Genomic DNA, 20,193 nt, shown 5'->3' on the forward strand with positions numbered 1-20,193 from the left:
GGCGCGGAGGGTGGTCGCGCCGACCGCTGTGGGGCGGGGTCAGTCGCCGGTCACACCGTCGAGATAGACCCAGTCGCCCTCGTGGCGTACGAAGCGGCTGTTCTCGTGGAGCGAGCCCGCGCGGCCGCCCTCGGTGTAGTGGGCGCGGAACTCGACGGTGCCCGTGGTGTGGAACGCGCTGCCCTCGGTGGTGCCCAGGATCTCCAGGCGCACCCAGCGCAGCCCCGGGTCGAGCCCGGCGCCGGGCGGCCGGGTGGTGGGGTGCCAACTGCGCAGCAGATACGCCTGGTCCCCGACGGCGAAGGCGCTGTAGCGCGAGCGCATCAGCTGCTCGGCGGTGGTCGCGCGGGCCTGGCCGTGGTGCAGCCGGCCGCAGCAGTCGTCGTAGGCCGCGGGCAGCCCGCAGGGGCAGGAGGCCGGGGTGGGGCGGGCCGGCTGCGGGCGTCGGGTACGTCGGGACATGATCCCCATTGTGACGGGTGGGACGGACGGGGTGCCGCCCCGGCCCGGACGGCTGCTCAGGGCTCGTCTGTTCGGGCGGCCATGGCTCAGGGCCCGACCGCTCGGACGGCCATGCTCAGGGCTCGATGACGACCTTGAGCTGTGCGGGATCGGAGAGCGCCGTCTCGAGCGCGTTCGCCGTACGTTCCAGCGGGAAGCGGGCGGTGACCAGCGACTCCAGGTCGATCCGTCCGGTGGCGGCCAGGGACACCGCCGCGGGGAACTCCCCGGCGTAGCGGAAGGCGGTGACCAGGGTGAGCTCCTGACGCTGCATCCAGGCCAGCGGCAGCGTGGTGCGGGGCTGGGGCGGGTTGCCGACGGCGACCACGGTGCCGCCGGGGCGTACCGCGTGCGCGGCAGCCGCCAGGGCGGACTCGATACCGGAGCAGTCGAGCGCGATATCGAACACCGGATCCTGAGGGAGGGGCTCACGGGAGGTGTCCAGGGCGTGGTCGGCGCCCAGGCGGCGGGCGTGGGCCAGCCGGCCGGGGTTGACGTCGGTCACCACGGTCTCGCCCGCCCCCACGGCGCGGGCGGCCTGGAGGACCAGCAGGCCGATCGGCCCGGCACCGGTGATCAGCACCCGGTCCCCGGCCGCGACATCGCCGCGGCGCACCGCGTGCAGGGCGACCGCGAGGGGTTCGATGAGCGCCCCGGAGGTGAGGGGGAAGCCGTCGGGGAGCGGATGGGCGAACTCCGCGGGCACGGCCAGATGCCCGGTCAGGGCGCCGTCGGTGGGCGGGGAGCCGAAGCAGCGGCCGTGGGGGCACTGGTTGTAGCGGCCCGCGCGGCAGGCGCGGCAGCGTCCGCACGGGATGGCGGGCTCGATCGCGACCCGGGTGCCCGCGGGCAGGGGGCCGTCGCCCGCCACGACCGTTCCGGCCGCCTCGTGGCCGAGCGCGGTGGGGGAGCGCAGCACATTGGGGCCGTTCTCGCCGTGGGCGTAGTAGTGCAGGTCGGAGCCGCACAGCCCCACCGCGCCGATCTCCACCAGGACCTCGCCGACGGCGGGTCGCGGAATCGGGCGCCGCTCGATGCGCACGTCCTTGGGGCCGTGCAGGATCGCGGCGGTGGCGTCGTTCATATCGGGGTGGTTCTCCTCGTACATGAGTGGGGCTCAGGCGGCGGACAGCCGCAGCGGTTCGACGCGCTTGATGACCAGGCCGTAGGTGAGGGCGCCGATCACGCACAGCGCGCCGGACAGCATCAGCGGTGCGACGAAGGAGTGGTTGAAAGCGCCCAGCAGCAGCCCGGTGGTGGTCGAGCCGAGCACCCCGGCCAGGTTGGACGCGAAGTTCTGGATGCCGCCGAGCGAGGCGACATGGCGCGGGGTGGGTGCGACGTCGGCGGGCAGGCTGGCCACCGAGGCGGCGGAGAAGGCCAGGCTCGCGTAGCTGACGGACAACAGTGCCAGGGCCCCCGTGGCGCTGGGGACGAGCACCGCGAAGGCGATGACCGAGGAGAAGAGCATCCCGCACACCAGACAGGTCTTACGGGCCCGGGTCACCGACCAGCCGCGGCGCAGCAGCGTGTCGCTGGTCCAGCCGCCGAGCAGACTGCCGCCGATGGCGACGACGCCGGGCAGGGCGCCGTAGAAGCCCAGCTTGAGCAGGTCGAAGCCGCGGGCGTCGACGAGGTAGCTGGGGAACCAGGTGATGAAGAAGTAGATGACGTAGTTGAGGCAGAAGAAGCCGATCATCATGCCCCAGACCGTGCGGTACCGGAACAGGTCGCGCCAGCGGACGGCGGGTTCCTCCGGGGCCGTCTCCTCGGCGGGGTTCTCCTCGAGCCGGGCGCCGCCCGCCGTGACGTACGCGCGCTCCTCGGCGCTGAGCCCGTCGCGCGCCGTGGGCTCGCGGTATGCCTTCAGCCACAACGCGACCCACAGCAGACCGGCCGCGCCGGTGACCCAGAACGCCATCCGCCAGCCCTGCCAGGCGATCAGCGCGGTCACCACCGGGGCGGCGACCGCGGTGCCGGCGCGGGCGCCGTTGTCCCAGACGCTGTTGGCCAGGGCCCGTTCGCGGACCGGGAACCAGCGGGAGACGGACTTGGCGCACGAGGGGTAGGCCGGGGCCTCGCCCGCGCCGAGGGCGAGGCGGGCGAACAGCAGGCTGCCGATGCCCCGGACGAAGCCGGTGCCCACGGTGACCAGGGACCAGAGCAGCCCGCCGATGGCGAACATGCGCTTCTCGCCGTAGCGGTCGATCAGTGCCCCGGCGGGCAGTTGGCCCAGCGCGTAGGTCACGAAGAACATGCTGAGGATGACGCCCTGCCACTCGGGGCCGATGTTGAGGTCATCGGTCATATAGGGCAGGGAGAGGGAGATGGTGGCGCGGTCGACGTAGTTGACGGTCATGCCGAGGAAACAGAGGAAGACCATCAGCCAGCGGGTGTTGTGCCGCAGACCGCGTGGGCGCGGTGGCGCGGGGCTTGCCCCGTCCTGGGATGGCGTGTCGGTGGCGGGGGCGACTCTGGGCGTCTTCAAGGCGGCTCTCCTTTGAAGGGGCAATACGTGTGGTCAGCGCGGCGGCCGGGTGCCGGAGTCCAGCTCCGCCCGTACGGACGCGACGAGGGCGGTGTCGTCCGCGAGGTCCTCGGCGCCCAGCAGCCGCAGCAGCCGGCGCGGGGCCTCGGAGTGCGGGCCGTCCCAGGCCCGGCGCAGCTCCTCGGCGCGCGGATCGTCCAGGGAGTGGTCCCGGGTGCGGCGGGCCCAGGCGGCGAGGGCCGCGGCCAGGAGGGGGGTGTCCCGTCCGGCGGCGCGCAGTTCGCGCAGCGGGGCGAGCCACCGTTCGGGGATCTTCTGGGATCCGTCCATGGCGATCTGCTGGATGCGATGGTGCATCGCGGGGTTGGCGAAGCGGTCCACCAGGCTGTCGATGTAGGCGGGGAGGTCCAGCCCCTCGGTGGGCGGCAGGCTCTGGGCGGCCTCGGCGCAGTAGGCGCGTACGGTCTCCTCGCCCCAGGGGGTGGCCAGGACATCGGCGACGGTCTCGCATCCGGCGGCCAGGCCGAGATAGGCGATGAGCGAGTGGGAGCCGTTGAGCAGCCGGAGCTTGGCGAGCTGGTAGGGGGCGACGTCCGCGACGAAGCGCACCCCCGCCTCCTCCCAGCGGGGGCGGTCGGCGGCGAAGATGTCCTGGAGGACCCACTGGGTGAACGGTTCGCCGGTCACCGCGCCCTGGTCGGCCACGGTCAGCGCGCGGGCGGCGGCCTGCCGGTCGGCGTCGGTGGCGGCGGGGACGATGCGGTCGACGACGGTGGCGGGGAAGGCGACCGAGCCGGTGATCCAGTCCAGCAGGCGGTCACGGTCCTCCCACGCGGTCGCGGCGATGAACTCCCGCACCAGGCGGCGCAGTACGGCGCCGTTGTCGGCCATGTTGTCGCAGGACACCAGCGACACCGGGGCGCCGCCGGCCCGCAGCCGGGCGCGCAGCCCCGCCGCGAGCTGCCCGGCCACGCTCGCGGGTGCGGGCCGTCCCTCCAGATCGCCCCGGACGAGCGGGTCGTCCAGGGCGAGTCCGCCGGTGGCGGCGTCGCGCCGGTAGCCCTTCTCGGTGACGGTGAGGGTGACGACGGTGACCTCGGGGGAGGCGAGGAGCGCGCCGAGCCGGGCGCCGTCGTCGGCGGCGTGCAGCACCTCGGTCACGGTGCCGACCACGCGGGTGGCCGGGCCGTCGGGGCGCCGCTCGGTGAACGAGTACAGCCCGTCCTGCGGACGCAGCGCGTCCACGACGGCCCGGCTGCGCTGGGTGACACCGGCGATGCCCCAGCCGCCGCCGTGTGCCGCCTCGGCGGCCTGTGTGTAGAGGGCCTGGTGGGCGCGGTGGAAGGCGCCGATGCCCAGATGCACGATCCGGGGGCGCAGCGCCCGCGGGTCGATCGGCGGGCGGCTCTCCGCGGGGACGCCGGGCAGGGTGGCCAGGGACAGGCGCCGCGTGGGGTTGGCGCTCACCAGTCGTGCACCGACCCGTCGGTACGGCGGCTCACCGGAAGGTACTTCGCGTCGTACGGGAAGCGGGCGGCCGCCTCCTCGTCGAACTCGATGCCGAGGCCGGGCGCGGCCGAGGGGTGCAGCGCGCCGTCCCGCAGCTCGTAGGTCGGCCGGAACACCTCATGGGTGAGCGGGTCGTGCGCCATGTACTCCTGGATGCCGAAGTTGGGCACGGTGACATCGAGGTGGACGGCGGCGGACATGCTCACCGGCGACAGGTCGGTGGCGCCGTGCGAGCCGGTGCGCACCTGGTACAGCTCGGCGAGGTGGAAGATCCGCCGCAGATGGGTGATGCCGCCGGCGTGTACGACCGAGGCGCGGATGTAGTCGATGAGCCGCTCGGTGATGAGCTGTTGGCAGTCCCAGATGGAGTTGAAGACCTCGCCGACCGCGATCGGGGTGGTGGTGGAATGGCGGATCTGGCGGAAGGACTCCTGGAGCTCGGCGGGGGTGGGGTCCTCCATCCAGAACAGCCGCAGCTCCTCCAGGCTGCGGCCGAGCCGCCCCGCCTCGGTGGGGGTGAGCCGGTGGTGGACGTCGTGCAGCAGATGGAAGCCGAAGCCGAACCGCTCGCGGACCGCCTCCAGATAGCGCGGCGCGAAGTCCAGATACGCCTCGGTGGACCAGGGCTGTTCCTCGGGCAGCGCGCCGGTGGCGGGCTCGTAGACGGTGGCGACCGTACCGTGGCGGATGCCGTAGGTCCCCGGTGAGCCGGGGACGGCGGCCTGGGCGCGGATCGCGCGGTAGCCCATCTCCTGGAAGCGGGCGACGTCCTCCAGCAGCTCGGGGACGTCGCCGCCGCTGGCGTGGCCGTAGACCATGGCGCCCTCGCGGGCCTTGCCGCCCAGCAGGTCGTACACCGGAAGGCCCGCGACCTTGCCCTTGATGTCCCACAGCGCGGTGTCCACGGCCGAGATGGCGGTCATGGTCACCGGGCCGCGGCGCCAGTAGGCCCCCTTGTAGAGGTAGTGCCAGGTGTCCTCGATCCGGGCGGGGTCGCGGCCGATCAGCAGCGGTACGAGGTGGTCCTCCAGGTAGGAGGCGACCGCGAGTTCGCGGCCGTTGAGGGTCGCGTCACCGAGACCGGTCACGCCGTCGGAGGTGGTCACCTTCAGGGTCACGAAATTGCGACCCGGCGAGGTGACGATGACCTTGGCCTCCGTGATCGTGGCCATACGCATGTGCTCCTCACTGAGCGGGCTCCGGGGGGCTCCGGGGGCTCCGGGGGCTCCCGTGGAGCTCCGGGGGTGGAGTCGGGGCTGTCGGTCGGCTACCATACAAGTACGTCAGCGAGGCGAGTCAAGGGTTCGGAAGGGGTCGGATGGCACCGGCGGAAGGACTGCACACGGCACGCTCCCGGGGGCGCAACACCCGGCAACTGGTCCATGAGCTGCTGCGTTCGCGCATCGTCGGCCTGGAGCTGGAGCCCGGCTCCGCCGTCTCGGAGAACGATCTGGCGGCCGAACTCGGAGTGAGCCGCACCCCCGTCCGCGAGTCCCTGATCCTGCTCGCCGACGAGGGACTGGTCGACATCTATCCCCAGATGGGAACGTTCATCTCGCGCATCCGGGAGCGCGATGTCGCCTCCGCCCAGTTCATCCGGGAGGCGCTGGAGTGCGCCGCGCTGCGGGAGGCCGTGGAGAAGGCCACCGCGCGGGATGTGGCGGAGCTGCGGGTGCTGCTCACCGCGCAGGAGGAGGCCGACCGCCAGTCCGATATGCAGGGCTTCTTCCAGCTGGACGAGGAGTTCCACGCCCGGCTGATGGCCGTCAGCGGACACGCCTCGGCCTGGCCGGTCGTCAGCCAGGCCAAGGCCCAGCTGGACCGGGCCCGCAGGCTGTCACTGCCCATGACCCAGCAGATGTCCCTGCTCATCGGCCAGCACCGCGAAGTGGTCGACCTGCTGGAGGAGGGCGATCTGGACCGGGCCGACGGGGCGCTGCGCTCCCATCTGCGGCTGGTCTTCAGCGATGTGGAGAAGATCCGCGCCAAGCACCCGGAGCTCTTCAGCGACGAGGACGCCCCCCTCAGGCCGCGCCGCGACAGCGCCCGGCGCACCGCCTCCCGGGGAGGCGGCTGACCTGGCCGGGGGTGACCCGTTCGTCCCCACGTGATCATTGGGGTCGCGCCGGAACCGCCGGAACACCGAAGCGTTCCGGCGGCAGACCGGCCGATTCACAGACCGGCCGACTCAGCTGAACAGCGACAGGTCTATGGAGTCGGCCAGGGCCCGGTAACCCGCGTCGCTGCCGTGCAGATGGTCGCCGACGTGGAAGTCCTCCCTGATCCGGCTGGGGCGGGCCGGGTCGCGCCAGACGGCGTCGAAGTCCAGCACGGTGTCGAAGGCGCCACTGGTGCGGATCCATTCGTTGACCGCCTGGCGTGCGCTCTCGCCCTCCGGTGTGTAGACCTCCGCGCCCTCATACGGCGCGATCGTCGTGGCATAGACCCTCACGCCGTGGTCATGCGCCCGGGCGATCAGCTGGCGGTAGCCCGCGATGACGTCGTCCGTCGTCACCGGCGCGCCGGGGAACACCTTCAGGAAATCGGCCAGGGGGCCGTCGCCGTCCCGTGGGGCGAAGGAGATGGCGAGGTCGTTGCCGCCCACGGAGAGCACCACGTAACCGAGGCCGGGCGTCGCCAGCACATCCCGGTCGAAGCGGGCCGAGGCGGCGACCCCGATGCCGTTGTTGAGCATCCGGTTGCCGCTGATCCCCTGGTTGGAAACGTAGCCGGTGGCCACGGTCCGCTCGGCGAGACGCTCGGCCAGCAGCTCCGGCCAGCTGCGGTTGGTGTCCGGGGTCGAGCCGACGCCGTCGGTGCGGGAGTCACCCACCACGACGATGGCCTTGGCAGGGGCGTCGGGAAGCAGCTCCACGGCGGAGATCAGGGCCCGCACCGGCAGAACCTCGGCGTTCTCCGGCAGGGTGGGAGAGGCAACGGCGTCGCCCGGAATCGTCCAGCCGGTCTCCAGGGCGGGGTCGTGGCAGGTGCAGGTCTCCACGCGCCCTGGCAGATAGAGGCTGATGGACAGCTTGGCGAGGGCGGGCAGCCGCAGGTCGACCGGATCGCTGAGGAGCGGCGCGCCCGCCGGGACGGTGACGGCCGGCGCGCCGGAGAAGGTCAGCACGTGCTCGCCGCCCGGCCGCACCCCGCCACCGGGCGCCGCGAGGCCCACCCGCGCCGCGCCGATGGTGAAGGGCGCGGTCCCGAACTCGTTGGTGAAACGGATGCGCACCCGGCGCCCGCCGCCGCTGACGCGCACCACCTGGCGCAGGGTCACGTCGGCGAGGGGCGGGCAGTCGTTGAGCGAGCCGAGCCCGTCGTGGGCCGCCTGGGGCGAGGCGCCCCAGCTCCGGACCCAGTTGCCGGCGTTGTTTGTCGCGGTCATCTGTCGTCTCCATTGCTCGTGATGGTGGTGCGGCATGAGGAGACTGAGGCGGGTCGCTCACAGGGGGCTGATACGGCGCTGACACGGGCGCCCTGATTTGGGGCCTTGCGGGTGGGCGCGCGAAGATCGGGGAATGGAGAGGGGCGCACGGCTTCGCATCACGCTGCTCGGCCCGTTTCAGGTGTCGCGCGGTGACACCGCTCTGACCGTTTCGGGCGCGCGGTTGCGGGGTTTGCTGGTCCGGCTGGCGCTCGCCGGTGGCCACGCGGTCGAGCCCGGCGTGCTGGTCGACGCGATCTGGGCCGAGGAGCCGCCGTCCGGCCCCGCCCACGCCCTGCAGGCCCTCGTCTCCCGGCTGCGCCGCGCCCTCACCCCGACCGACCCGGCCCGTGGCGTGGTCGTGCAGGTCACGGGCGGCTACCGACTGGCGGTGGACGCGGCCGACGTGGACGCGCTGCGCTTCGAGCGGCTCACCGCTGCCGGTCGGGAGGGGCTGCGGGCAGGTGACCCGGAGGCCGCGGTCGCCGCGCTGTCCAATGCCGTGGCGTTGTGGGGCGACCATCCTGGCGCCGAACCCGCGGTCGTCGCCGCGGTCGCGCCCACGGTCGCGACACGGCTGGCGCGGGTGTCGATCGATGCGGTCACCGATCTCGCCGACGCCGAGCTGTCGCTGGGGCGGGCCGAGTTGGCCGCCGCCCGGCTGACCGGGTTGCTGGCCGAGCGGACGGTCAACGAGCGGGCGGCCGCATTGCTGATGGACGCGCTCGCCGCGCAAGGGCGTCAGGCCGAGGCGCTCGCGGTCTACGAGCGGGTCCGCGAGACGCTGGCCGACGCCCTCGGCGCCGACCCGGGCACCGCCCTGCGGGAACGCCATCTGCGCCTGCTGCGCCCCGGCCGGCCCAACCTGGTGCCGGACGCCTCGGCTGGGGGCGCTCCGGCCGGGAGCCCGGCGGCTTCCAGTGCCCCGGCCGGGCGTGCGGTGAGTTCGAGGGCCTCGGTTCCGACGACCGAGGCGACCGCCCGGGCCACCAGCGCGACGGAAGCGAGCGCGGCGGGCACGAGCGTGGCAGGCATGAGCCAGGCGGGCGCGAACTCCGAGGTCGGGAGCCCTGCGGCCGCAACCGGACGGAATGCCGGGGGACAGGCGGGGGGACGGGCGGCCACCGAACCCGATCGGATCCGGCCGACCAACCTGCCCGCGCCGCTGACCAGCTTCATCGGCCGCGACGACGACCTCACCCGCATCGGCACGCTGCTCACCACCGGACGCCTGGTCACCGTCCTCGGTCCCGGTGGCGCCGGGAAGACCCGGCTCGCGCTGGAGGCCGCCCGCCGGCACCGCCACACATGGCGCGACGGCGCCTGGCTCATCGACCTCGTGTCCGTCACCGAACCGGCGAAGATCGCCACGGCAGTGCTCACCGGGACCGGGCTGCGGGGCGGCGCGATGCTCGACGCCCGCAAGCGGATCGAGGGTGACGAGCTGGATGTCCTCGTCGGCGAGCTCGGCGGCCGGGAGAGCCTGCTGCTGGTCGACAACTGTGAGCACCTGATCGACGCCGTGGCCCGCCTCGTCTCGGCGCTACTGCCCCGCTGCCCCGGGCTGCGCGTGCTCGCCACCAGCCGCGAACCCCTCGCGGTCGACGGCGAGGCGCTCGTGCCGCTGGCCCCGCTCGCGCTGCCCGACCCGGACGACGGCGTCGAACAGGCCCGAAGGGCGGCCTCGGTGCGCCTGTTCACCGAGCGGGCCGCCGCCGTGCGACCCGGTTTCGACGTCGACGAGACCTCACTGCCCGACATCGTGCGCGTGGTGCGCGGGCTGGACGGCCTGCCGCTGGCCCTCGAGCTGGCCGCCGCCCGGTTGCGGACGCTGTCACTGCCCGACCTGGCCGACGGACTCTCCGACCGGTTCCGGCTGCTCACCACCGGCAGCCGCACCGCACCACCCCGGCACCGCACCCTGCGCGCGGTCATCGCCTGGAGCTGGGAGCTGCTGGGCGAGCGCGAGCGCACCGTCGCGGAACGGATCTCCATCCTGCCCGGCGGCGTCACCCCCGCCTCGGCCACCGCCGTCTGCGCCGGCACCACCGTGCCCACAGCCGACATCCCCGAACTGCTCGCCACCCTCGTCGACCGGTCACTGCTGCAGCTCGTGCCCGCCACCGGCCGCTACCGCATGCTCGAAACCATCCGCGAGTACGGCGCCGACCGCCTGACCGACACCGGCGACCTCGGCACGGCCCGCGATCTGGCCGCCGCCCACTTCACGCGGCTGATGGCCCGTCAGGACCCGCTGCTGCGCGGGCCCGGCCAGCTGACAGCCATGAAGGTCATCGGCGCCGAGTACGACAACACGCTCGCCGCCCTGCGCCACCTGTGCGCCACCCGCGACTCCCACGGCGCGACCACTCTCGCCCTGACCCTGGTCTGGTACTGGCAGATGTTCGGCCGCCACTCCGACGCCGCCTACTGGCTGGGCGAGGTGCTGGCGGCGACCAGTGGCGGGCCGACGCCCGAGCGCGACTGCGTCCGAGCCGCCTACCTGCTCAACCGGGCGGACATCCTGTCGGGGATCACCGCCGGGGAAGCCGCGGACGACCGGACGGAGATGCGCGAGCTGGCCGAACGGCTGCTCGCGCACCCGGAGCTGCCGAGCCACTACCGCGTGTTCGGCCCGGTCCTGCTCTTCCTGCAGAAGGAGGAGGCCGCGCTCGCGATCTTCCAGCGCCTGGCCGACGGCGACGACGTGTGGCTGTCCGGGCTGGCCCATATGTTCCAGGCCGAGATCGCCGAGAACGTGGGCGCGCTGATGCGAATGCGTGTCCATGTGAAGGCGGCCCTGGCCCGCTTCCGGCAGGCCGGCGACCGTTGGGGCCGGGCCGCCACGCTGCCGATGAGCGCCCACTTGCGGCGATACGACGACCTCGACGGCGCGCTGGCCGACCTGCGCGAGGCCCGGACGCTGGCGGGCGAGTTCGGCTCGCTCAGCCTCGGCGACCAGCTCTACAGCGACCTGCGCTGGATCGACGTGCACCTGCGGCGCGGCGACACCGATCGGGCGATGGCGGTGATCGACTCCGCCCGGGAGCGGGCGCTGCACGCGTCCTCGGCGGACCTGCTGGTCCTGGTCGACGTGTGCGAGGCCGACTTCCGGGTGCGGCTCGGCGACCTGGACAGAGCGGGCGACCTGATCGACGCCGCCGAACGGGGTCTGCTCGACGAGACCGCGTTCCCCACGGACCACGTCCGGACGCTGGTCGGCGGCGCACGGGCCGCGCTCTGCCTGGCGCTGGGCGACCTGCCCGGCGTGGACAAGGCGCTGCGCGAGGCGTACGCGGCCGCGCTGGCGACCCGGGATCTGCCGATCCTGTCGCTGGTGACGGTGAAGGCGGCCGCGCTTGCCGAGACGCGCGGGCGGCACCACGAGTCGGCCGTGCTGCTCGGGGCCGCCGCCCGGCTCCGCGGCACGCATGACCACACCGATCCGGAGGTCCGCGAGCTCACCCGCCGGGGTGAGGCCGCGCTGGGCGGCGAGGAGTTCGCCGCGGCGTACGCGAAAGGCTGGGAGCTGGACGGGAAGACGGCCGTGGCCGTGGCCGACCCGGCCGGGCTGTCCGGCACCGTCGACAGATAGCTGATCAGTCGGCTCGCCGCCGGGCCGCCGCCCGCACCACCGCGCCCCAGCCCGGATCCACCGCCGGGTGGCGGGCGATCCGTTAATTTCGATCCAGGTCACCCGGTCACCGCGGCGGGGCGTCAGTAGTAGCCCTTCTCGCCGTCGACGAGTTCCCGGATGGTGTCCATATGGCCGGCGTGGCGGGCGGTTTCCTCGATCATGTGGAAGAGGATCCATCGCAGGCTGGTGGAGGTGGCGTTGAAGTCCGGGTGGCGGCCGGTGTCGTCCAGGGCGTGGGCCGCGATGATCTCGTTGGACACCTCGCACTGCTGCGCGTAGTCCTTGAGGAGCTGGGCGAGCGGGACGCCCTCGACCCTCATATCGGCATCCTCGACGTCCTCGTCGAACCGGGGGCCCCCGGCCGGGCGGCCGAGGAGGACGATCTCGAACCACAGGTGTTCCACCCAGCGCATATGGGAGACGAGCCCGGCCAGGGTCATCCGGGGCGAGGTCGGAAGGAAGGACCGGTGGGCGTCCGCCTCGGACAGGCCCTCGCACTTCCACGCGATGACGGCACGCTGCATATCGAGCCAGCCCAGCAGTTGGGTGCGCTCATCGGCGGTGCGGGGAGGGCGGATGCGCGGTGGCGTCGTCATGAGCGGCGACGCTAGCCCAGTGCGTGGGCGGGGCGCACCGGATTATCGGCGGTGGCTCAGCACGTTGATCACGCGGCCGTTGGGGTCGCGGACGAAGAAGCGGCGGACGCCCCGCTCCTCGTCCCGCAGCGAGTGCACGATCCCGGCACCGCGGGCGCACATCACCGCGTAGGCCGCGTCCACGTCGTCCACCTCGACGCTCACATCGGGGACCACCGGTCCGGTCTCGTCGTGGGTCAGCTTGCGGTGTTGTTACTGAGCACGGCGTCAAGGTACTCGGAGATCGCGTCCCGGTTGCGGGTCAGGCACTCGATGCGCCGGCTCATGCGGTCCCGCTCGTTCTCCAGCGTGGCGATCATCTCCGGTGTGGCGTCGGAGAAGTGAATGCGCCGCGGCTTGTCGAGGCACGGCAGGATCTGCTTGATGATCCGGGTCGGAAGCCCCGCGTCGAGCAGCCCCCTGATCTGCAGCACCCGGTCGACGAGACGCTCGTCGTAGGAGCGGTAGCCGTTCGCACAGCGGTCGGGCAGGATCAGCTTCTGCTCCTCGTAGTAGCGCAGCAGCCGGCGCGGTGTGCCGGTGCGCTCCGAGAGCTCTCCGATACGCATGTGTCCGTCCTTGTCTCTCCGCCCGCGTGCCGCCGATCCGGCTGACTCTCACATTCATGTGAGGGTTGCAGCGTATCGTGGGGCGGGTGCACTCGCGAGCGGGCGGCGCCGGGAAAAGTGCCAGGTGATTGAACGGAGGCCCCCGGCGCGCCGTACGGATAACGGCGGGCCCGACTACCCGAGCCGGGTCCGCCGTGCCACCACCGGGCTTCGCAGGGAAGGACCTTCGGGTTGTCGCGCCAATCGAGCTCTCATCAGCGGTCGGAAACGGACAAGGGAACCACGGAGCAGGCCCCGACGGAGGGCCCGGCTCCGGAGAGTCCACCTCAGGCTGAGCCTGAGGCCACGCCGGATCTCCCCGCCCAGCGGCAGGATGACACCGGGGAGCGGGACGCGGTCCCCGACCAGGAGGTGAGCTCCGTCCACGACACGGCCGCCGCCCCCAAGGGCTGGCGGGCCAAGTACCCCGCGGTGGCGCGGACGGTGGCGTGGACGGCCACGGGGCTCTCCCTCGCCCTCGTGTTCCTCGCCCTCCTCCTGCCGACCCGGCTCAGCCTCATCGAACCCAGCGCCTTCATGCGCATCCCGGTGGAGGGGGTGTTCGGCGCCACGCTGCTGCTGATGCTGCCGTCGATGGCGCGGCGGGTGGTGGCGGTGCTCGCCGGGGTGGCCCTCGGCGCGCTGACCATATTGAACCTGCTCGACATCGGCTTCAACGAGTTCCTCGGCCGTGGGTTCAACGTGGTGCTCGACTGGATACTGCTGGACGACGCCCAGTCGTACGTCAAGGACGCGCTCGGCGACACGGCCGCCACCGCCGCCGTGATCGGTGTCGTGGTCCTCGCCGTGGTGATGCTCGTCCTGATGGGGCTCGCCGTCCTGCGGATCAGCAACGTCATGGCGAGGAACAGCGCCGTGGCGACCCGTACCACCCTGGTGCTCGGCACCGTCTGGGTCATGTGCGCGGCGCTCGGCGTGCAGGTGGCCGGGGCGCCGTTCGCGTCCCGGAGCACCACCGCGCTCGTCCAGGACCGGGCGGAGCGGGTGCGCAAGACCCTCAAGGACGAGCGGGAGTTCGCCAAGGTGGCCGCCGTCGACACCTACGGCGACACCCCCGGCGACCAGCTGCTGACCGGGTTGCGCGGCAAGGACATGATGTTCACCTTCATCGAGAGCTATGGCCGCTCGGCCATCGAGGACCCGGCGATCGCGCCCGGTGTCGACAAGACCCTCAAGAACGCCACCAAGCGGTTGAACAAGGCCGGGTTCGCCTCCAAGAGCGGCTGGCTGACCTCGGCCACGTACGGCGGCAGCAGCTGGCTGGGGCACTCGACCTTCCTCACCGGCCTGTGGATCGACAACCAGAACCGCTACCGCACCGTCACCGCGGGCGACCACATGTCCCTCACCCGCGCCTTCCAGCGCACCGGCGCCTGGCGCACGGTCGGCATCATGCCGGGAGTCACCAAGGGCTGGCCGGAGGGCAAGTTCTACGGCCTCGACCACGTCTACGACTCCCGCGACCTCGGCTACAAGGGCCCGAAGTTCAGCTGGTCGACCATGCCCGACCAGTACGCCCTCAAGGCGTTCGAGCACCTGGAGCACGGCAAGAAGCGCGACAAGCCGCTGATGTCGGAGATCATCCTGACCTCCAGCCACCAGCCCTGGGCGCCCATCCCCAAGACGGTCCCCTGGAGCCAGGTCGGCGACGGCTCGGTCTACAAGGCCATCGAGAAGGCCGGGAAGAATCCCGCGGATGTGTTCACCGACTCCGGCAAGGTGAAGGCCGAGTACGGAAAGTCCATCCAGTACTCGGTGAACAGCCTCATCGACTATGTGCTGAAGTACGGCAACAAGAACACCGTGCTCGTCTTCCTCGGCGACCACCAGCCCCTCGCCCGGGTCAGCGGCGACAACGCCAGCCGGGACGTACCGGTCGCGATCGTCGCGCACGACAAGGCGGTGCTGGACCGGATCTCCCACTGGGGCTGGGAGGACGGCCTGATGCCGGGCGCGAAGGCCCCGGTGTGGAAGATGAGCTCCTTCCGCGACCGCTTCCTGGACGCCTACGGTCCGAACCCCGGCGGCGCCACGGCCCCTTCCTCACCGTCGACCTCACCGAAAGCCTCGCCCGAAGCCGCACCGAAGGCTTCGGCAAAGCGATAGTCCTCGGCGTCTGGACGACCATTCCGGGGCGGTGGACGGCCACCGCCCCGGAATGGTCAGGGCGGTGGCCGGCCACCGGTGGGGTTTCGCGGAGGACACCGTCCGCCTGGCGGCGGCCCGGCTCAGACCCCGGAGGAGACCTCAGCCTTCTCGCTGGACCCCGTGTCCGTTCCCTCGGCCGCCGCTAGCCTGCGGTTGCGCTGGACCGAGGAGAAGAAGGACCAGGCGATCAGGACGACGCCGACGAGGCCCGTGATGACCTCGTGTATCTCGTACCGGATGGTGACGAGCAGGATCACGGCGAGGGCGCCGATCGCGTAGTGCGCGCCGTGCTCCAGGTAGACGTAGTCGTCGAGGGTGCCCTGGCGGACCAGGTAGACCGTGAGCGAGCGGACGTACATCGCGCCGATGCCGAGGCCGAGCGCCATCAGGACGATGTCGTTGGTGATCGCGAAGGCGCCGATGACGCCGTCGAAGGAGAAGGACGCGTCCAGGACCTCCAGGTAGAGGAACATGAAGAACGCGGCCTTGCCGGCCATCACGACCGCCGGGACCTTCTTGCCGCTCCTCCTGGCCTCTTCCTCGGCCTCGTGCTCGCGCTCCTCCTCTTCCTCGAGCTTGTTCTCGAAGTAGCCGGAGAGGCCGCTGACGATCAGGTAGGTGATCAAGCCCGCGACGCCGGCGATCAGGACGGTCTCCGCCTTGTCCGCATGGATGCCGCCGTGCTGGTGGGCCTTGGTGGCGAAGGTCATCGCGGAGACGAGCAGCACGATGAGCGCGATGCAGACGGAGAGCATGTCGACCTTGCCGAGCTTGGCGAGCGGACGCTCCAGCCAGCCGAGCCACTTGATCTCCCGCTCCTCGAAGATGAAGTCGAGGAAGATCATCAACAGGAACATGCCACCGAAGGCGGCGATCGACGGATGGGCGTCGGTCACCAACTGCTGGTACTTGTCCTTGTCGTCGACCGCGAGCCGCACCGCTTCGATCGGACCGATCTTGGCGCTGATGGCGACGATCACGACCGGGAAGACCAGGCGCATGCCGAAGACCGCGATCAGGACGCCGATGGTGAGGAAGATCTTCTGCCAGAAGGCATTCATCTTCTTCAGGATCCCGGCGTTGACCACGGCGTTGTCGAAGGACACCGAGATCTCGAGGATGGACAGGATCGCCACGATCCCGAAGCCGGTCCACCCCCCGTAGAACACGGCCGCGACCAGGCCGAGCGCGGTGACCGCGAACGACCAGCCGAACGTTTTCAGAAGCACTGGCTACCCAATCGTTTTGTACGGGGCTCCCCCGCACGGTACCTGACTTTGCGAAACATTGACCCCGAAGTCTAGAGCGATGCCTCGCAGCCCTGACACATGGTCCGGGCCAACAGCGCGAAACTTCCACTCGCCGCCGTGCCGGTAGAGCTCCCACTGCAAACGCCGAGTACACAACCCCCCGGATGCGGTTGCAGTGCGACGAGCGCAGATGGGTCAGCACCCCGTGGGCCGTCGCGAACCTTTCCGACGCCAGTTCATGACCGCTCGGGGAAGGCCTGCCGCTCCTGGTCCGACCACGGGGCACAGTCGGCCGCGGCTGACCGGTGAGTCGGGGTCGCCCTCGATCCTCGCCGGTCTTTTCGCGCCGTTCTGCCCCGTACCGGCCCATCGGCGTGGTCGGATGCGGCGCATGGGTTCCCGTCGCGATGCTCACACCCCGCCCGCACCCGGATGCGCCGGATCATCCGTCGTGGGGGTGGACGCCTGCCGTACCGGCTGGGTGGCCGTGACCCTGTGCGAGGAGGGCCGCTTCGCCGGGGCGGATACCGCCGGCGGGCTGCGCGAGCTGCTCGGCCGGCTTCCGGATGCCGCCGTGGTCGCGGTCGACATGCCGCTGGGGCTGCTGACGGCCGGATGGCGCGAGGCGGAGGCCCTGGCCGTGGCGATGGTGGCCCCGCACCGCTCCCGGGTCTTCTCCGTGCCGCCGCGCGAGGTCTGGGAGGCGGATGACTACGACGACGCCAATCTGCGCTGCCGGTCCCTTACCGGTCGGGGACTGAGCCGTCAGACCTGGGGGCTGGCCGCGAAGCTGCGCGAGGCCAACGCGTGCCGCGACGGGGGCGACCACCGGCTCTACGAGGTCCATCCCGAGGTCTCCTTCGCCGCCCTCAACGAGGGTCGGCCCGTGGCCTGGAGCAAGAAGAGCTGGAACGGCCAGGCCGTGCGCCGCCGGTTGCTGGAGGACCAGGGCATCGTCCTGCCCGACGACCTCGGACCGGCCGGCCGGGTGCCACCCGACGACGTCCTGGACGCCGCGGCGGCGGCCTGGAGCGCGCGGCGCATCGTGCTCGGGGCCGCCCGGAGCCTTCCCGATCCGCCTCAGACGGCGGACACCGGGCTGCCCGCCGCGATCTGGTACTGACCGATCCCCGCGCGGATGGCGGGAGGCCGCCCGAGCCGTGCCTCGGGCGGCCTCCCCTTCCCCCACCCCCTGGAGATGGACCTATGGGGTGTCCGGCGGGTCTTTCCCCTCCCCGCCCCTTTCCGTTGCCAGGGGCGGGGAGGGAGCGGCCTGCCGCAGGCGTCAAGCTCTGCCGGACACTTCCTTGAGGGGCGCCATGCGTCCGGTGTGAGCCGTCAGACGCTGACGACGCGTGAGCGCAGATAGGCGAGCGGGTCGATGTCGGACCCGTAGTGCGGGCCGGTGCGGACCTCGAAGTGGAGATGCGGTCCGGTGGCGTTCCCGGTGTTGCCGGACCGGGCGATCCGGCGGCCCGCCTCGACGGACTGCCCGGTGCGGACCGTCAGCGCCGACAGATGCGCGTAGTGGGTGTAGAGGCCGTCGGCGTGACGGATGATCACCTGGTAGCCGAAGGCGCCGTCCCACCCCGCCGCCACCACGGTGCCCGGGGCGGCCGCGCGCACCGAGGTGCCGATGGGGACCGCGAAGTCCACACCGGTGTGATGGCCGCTCGCCCACCGCGCGCCGCGGATGCCGTACGCCGCGCCGACCGTCCCGCCGACCGGGGCCATATGCGGGCGGGCGGCCGCCTTGCGGACCACCGTGTGGCTCGAGATCGCCGAGGCGCGGTGGCGGGGCGCCGCCTTGCGCACGTGCCGGGCGCCCGAGGGCAGGGCGAGCCGCTGCCCCGGGTGGATCAGATGGGGATTGGGGCCGATGGTCCCGCGGTTGGCGTGGTACAGCGCCTTCCAGCCACCGCTGACGGACGCACGCGTGGCGATGCGGGACAGCGTGTCGCCGTGGACGACCGCGTAGGAGCCGGACGCCGCGCGCCGGGCGGTGTGCTGCCGGGCCCGGGACTTCGCGGCGGACTTGGCCGACTTCTTGGCGGGCTTGGCCGGGTGCTTGGCGCGGGGTTCAGCACCGCGGCTCGCCACCTCGGCGGGCGGGCCGGACCGGGACAGCCGGCCGCGGACGGAGCAGACCGGCCACGCGCCCGGGCCCTGTTTGCGCAGGACCACCTCCGCCACGGTGATCTGCTGGGCCCTGGACGCCAGATCGGCCCGCGCGGCGTAGGTGGTGCCGCCGAACGCCGCCCAGGTGTGCTGGGAGAACTGCAGTCCGCCGTAGTAGCCGTTGCCGGTGTTGATGTGCCAGTTGCTCCCGCTCTCGCACTTGGCGACCCGGTCCCAGGTGCCGGCCGGGGCCGCGTGGGCGGGGCCGGTGCCGAGGAACGGCAGGACGATGCCGACACCGCCGGCGGTGAGGGCCGCGCACAGCGGGGAGACCCGGCTGGGCGATGCGGGGCGTCGGTGACTTCCTCGTACGGCCATGAGGCTGGTTCCTCTCGACACAACGGCTCTCGACGTGCCCTCCGGAGGACCCGGCGGGCTGTACGAGTACCGCAGCCCGGCCCCGCCGGTCACAAGGCGCAGGGGGCCTCATGGACGGCCGCGCGCCGCCCGGTGCCACCCCCGAATCGGCTGACGCTCCGTCAGTTGGGCGGCGGGAGGCGCATGGAGGGCCGGGGGCGCACGGGCGTCGGTGGGGCGGGCCGGGCGGGCCGGGGCGGATGCGGGCGATCATGCCTCGCTGGACGTCCTCGTGCGGCGGTAAATGATTCTCCGGGGCGCCGGAGGGGGCGGACGCTATTCCGCCGGATTGGTTTCCGGATGATCGGTGACCGATCCTGGGCGGCGGGCCGGGTGAATTGCGGCCGGAGCATGGCCAGTTGAAGCGCGGACGAGCGGCGGGCGGCTCAATGCGGCGCCAGGGGCGGGCCGGACATGCGGCGCGGGATCTTCCTGGGTGCTATTGCGTCGCCGCCCGGTCAAGATCGGCCGCTTGGCGGCCGGGGCGCGGCGGGCGGCCGTAACCGCGCGGCACCGCACTGGAACAGGCCGTTCCGCTCTTCCTGCCGGCAACCGGAGAATGCCGGGGAGTGGAGGAGAGAGGGGAGAGCGGGAGACAGGGCGAGGGGCGGGAAATAGGACGGCCTTGCGGGGGAGTGGGGGAAGAGGGGGACGCCTGAGTGAACGCGCCCGGCGGGCCCGGCGGCGTTTCCCTGTGTGCGGTGGGACCTTGAAACGTATCCACGGGGGCGTGCCGCCGACCGCGGCGTTCAGGCGCGGGGCCGGCCGGGAGCGGGGGCGGCCCGGGCGACGACGCGCGGGGGATGGTGGGGGACCGAGGGCGCCGGGCGCGGAACCCGGCCCCGACTCGTATCTTCTCCGACACCCGGTATGGCCCGCGGAACAGGGGCGCTGCTTGGCGCCTGGGCCAACTCGCGGGCGTACGAACGGACTTGACTTGGCGTTTACCGTATCTCTTGTCTGCATCGTCTCGCCGACCGCCCGTGCGCCGCGGCTGTTCTCCGAGAAAGAGCCGGTCGTCATGGCGGCCGGGAACTGGCGGAGAATCACGCGGTCTCTGTATGGCGGGAAGCACGCCGCCGCGCATATCATTGCCTCATATCGACTTCCCCCCTTCGAGCCGTTCTCAGGGGCGGCCCCGAAATCATCACCCTTCACCCCGCCTGTCCGGGACCCCGGGCGACGCCGGAGACCGCGCTTTTCCCGCGATCTCGTCCGCCGCTCCAGGGAAACGGTCGGATTTGGGTTCCTGCCGACGGGAGGCGCAGCGCGCCTACGTCAGGTGCCGGTGGTCACCGGCCGTGCGCGGTGGGTCATCCGGCGTACTCCGCGCTACGCCCTGCCGCCGGACGCCGGGCCGGGGGCGCATGGCGGAGCCGGGGTGTGCCATGAAACGCCGGTCGGGCACCGGGCGAGGGCGCAGGAGCGCGCCGA

General features: G+C 72.2%; 14 protein-coding genes and 2 pseudogenes. 4 read left to right on the forward strand and 12 right to left on the reverse strand.

Annotated elements, in window-relative coordinates; translation table 11 throughout:
• Window positions 1-39: 39 nt before the first annotated feature.
• The 5 genes from CGL27_RS45285 to manD all read right to left on the reverse strand — a co-directional run bounded on the left by CGL27_RS45285 (window position 40) and on the right by manD (window position 5,670).
• Window positions 40-462, reverse strand: coding sequence for a YchJ family metal-binding protein (locus CGL27_RS45285; RefSeq protein ID WP_119993464.1), 423 nt, complete (start codon window positions 460-462; stop codon window positions 40-42).
• 115 nt (window positions 463-577) lie between these two features.
• A complete protein-coding gene (locus CGL27_RS45290) occupies window positions 578-1,585 on the reverse strand; it encodes an NAD(P)-dependent alcohol dehydrogenase (protein WP_205587857.1) in 1,008 nt (335 codons plus the stop codon).
• A gap of 33 nt (window positions 1,586-1,618) precedes the next feature.
• Window positions 1,619-2,989: an MFS transporter gene (locus tag CGL27_RS45295; RefSeq protein WP_078646005.1), complete on the reverse strand. Its 1,371-nt coding sequence runs from the start codon at window positions 2,987-2,989 to the stop codon at window positions 1,619-1,621.
• A gap of 33 nt (window positions 2,990-3,022) precedes the next feature.
• The gene (locus tag CGL27_RS45300) at window positions 3,023-4,456 is read right to left on the reverse strand and encodes a mannitol dehydrogenase family protein (RefSeq protein ID WP_119993467.1); all 1,434 of its coding nucleotides are present in this window, start codon (window positions 4,454-4,456) and stop codon (window positions 3,023-3,025) included.
• Complete coding sequence (manD, locus tag CGL27_RS45305; protein ID WP_119993469.1) at window positions 4,453-5,670, reverse strand: D-mannonate dehydratase ManD; 1,218 nt, start codon at window positions 5,668-5,670, stop codon at window positions 4,453-4,455. Before manD ends, CGL27_RS45300 begins: the two co-directional genes overlap by 4 nt.
• A gap of 146 nt (window positions 5,671-5,816) precedes the next feature.
• Between manD and CGL27_RS45310 the strand changes: the two genes are divergently transcribed.
• On the forward strand, window positions 5,817-6,575 hold the full coding sequence (locus CGL27_RS45310; RefSeq protein ID WP_119993471.1) for a GntR family transcriptional regulator: 759 nt from the start codon (window positions 5,817-5,819) through the stop codon (window positions 6,573-6,575).
• Between the two features lie 111 nt (window positions 6,576-6,686).
• Here CGL27_RS45310 and CGL27_RS45315 read toward each other — a convergent pair whose 3' ends face one another.
• Window positions 6,687-7,886, reverse strand: coding sequence for an SGNH/GDSL hydrolase family protein (locus tag CGL27_RS45315; RefSeq protein WP_119993473.1), 1,200 nt, complete (start codon window positions 7,884-7,886; stop codon window positions 6,687-6,689).
• Between the two features lie 133 nt (window positions 7,887-8,019).
• Between CGL27_RS45315 and CGL27_RS45320 the strand changes: the two genes are divergently transcribed.
• Window positions 8,020-11,520: a BTAD domain-containing putative transcriptional regulator gene (locus CGL27_RS45320; protein ID WP_119993475.1), complete on the forward strand. Its 3,501-nt coding sequence runs from the start codon at window positions 8,020-8,022 to the stop codon at window positions 11,518-11,520.
• Between the two features lie 122 nt (window positions 11,521-11,642).
• Here the strand turns inward: CGL27_RS45320 and CGL27_RS45325 are convergent, their stop codons facing one another.
• The 3 genes and pseudogenes from CGL27_RS45325 to CGL27_RS45335 all read right to left on the reverse strand — a co-directional run bounded on the left by CGL27_RS45325 (window position 11,643) and on the right by CGL27_RS45335 (window position 12,766).
• A complete protein-coding gene (locus tag CGL27_RS45325; RefSeq protein ID WP_119993477.1) occupies window positions 11,643-12,158 on the reverse strand; it encodes a DinB family protein in 516 nt (171 codons plus the stop codon).
• Window positions 12,159-12,200: 42 nt separating this feature from the next.
• A pseudogene (locus CGL27_RS45330) lies at window positions 12,201-12,398 on the reverse strand (VOC family protein); the annotation flags it as partial.
• The gene (locus CGL27_RS45335; RefSeq protein ID WP_078646010.1) at window positions 12,395-12,766 is read right to left on the reverse strand and encodes a MerR family transcriptional regulator; all 372 of its coding nucleotides are present in this window, start codon (window positions 12,764-12,766) and stop codon (window positions 12,395-12,397) included. The pseudogene CGL27_RS45330 and the gene CGL27_RS45335, both read right to left, overlap by 4 nt.
• 411 nt (window positions 12,767-13,177) lie before the next feature.
• On the opposite strand from CGL27_RS45335, the gene CGL27_RS45340 reads away from it, so the two are divergent.
• Window positions 13,178-14,932, forward strand: a complete 1,755-nt coding sequence (locus CGL27_RS45340; RefSeq protein ID WP_240450861.1) for a sulfatase — start codon at window positions 13,178-13,180, stop codon at window positions 14,930-14,932.
• Between the two features lie 122 nt (window positions 14,933-15,054).
• On the opposite strand, the gene CGL27_RS45350 is transcribed toward CGL27_RS45340, so the two are convergent.
• Together CGL27_RS45350 and CGL27_RS45355 are read right to left on the reverse strand one after the other, a co-directional pair.
• The gene (locus tag CGL27_RS45350) at window positions 15,055-16,203 is read right to left on the reverse strand and encodes a DUF475 domain-containing protein (RefSeq protein WP_078646012.1); all 1,149 of its coding nucleotides are present in this window, start codon (window positions 16,201-16,203) and stop codon (window positions 15,055-15,057) included.
• 3 nt (window positions 16,204-16,206) lie between these two features.
• Window positions 16,207-16,356, reverse strand: a pseudogene (locus tag CGL27_RS45355) (TerD family protein); the annotation flags it as partial.
• A 259-nt stretch (window positions 16,357-16,615) separates the two neighbouring features.
• Between CGL27_RS45355 and CGL27_RS45360 the strand changes: the two are divergent.
• A complete protein-coding gene (locus CGL27_RS45360) occupies window positions 16,616-17,347 on the forward strand; it encodes a DUF429 domain-containing protein (RefSeq protein ID WP_119993481.1) in 732 nt (243 codons plus the stop codon).
• Between the two features lie 215 nt (window positions 17,348-17,562).
• Here the strand turns inward: CGL27_RS45360 and CGL27_RS45365 are convergent, their stop codons facing one another.
• On the reverse strand, window positions 17,563-18,720 hold the full coding sequence (locus CGL27_RS45365; protein ID WP_119993482.1) for a transglycosylase family protein: 1,158 nt from the start codon (window positions 18,718-18,720) through the stop codon (window positions 17,563-17,565).
• Between the last annotated feature and the right edge of the window lie 1,473 nt (window positions 18,721-20,193).

This window comes from Streptomyces sp. 11-1-2, from assembly GCF_003595545.1.
GTDB lineage: Bacteria > Actinomycetota > Actinomycetes > Streptomycetales > Streptomycetaceae > Streptomyces > Streptomyces hygroscopicus_B.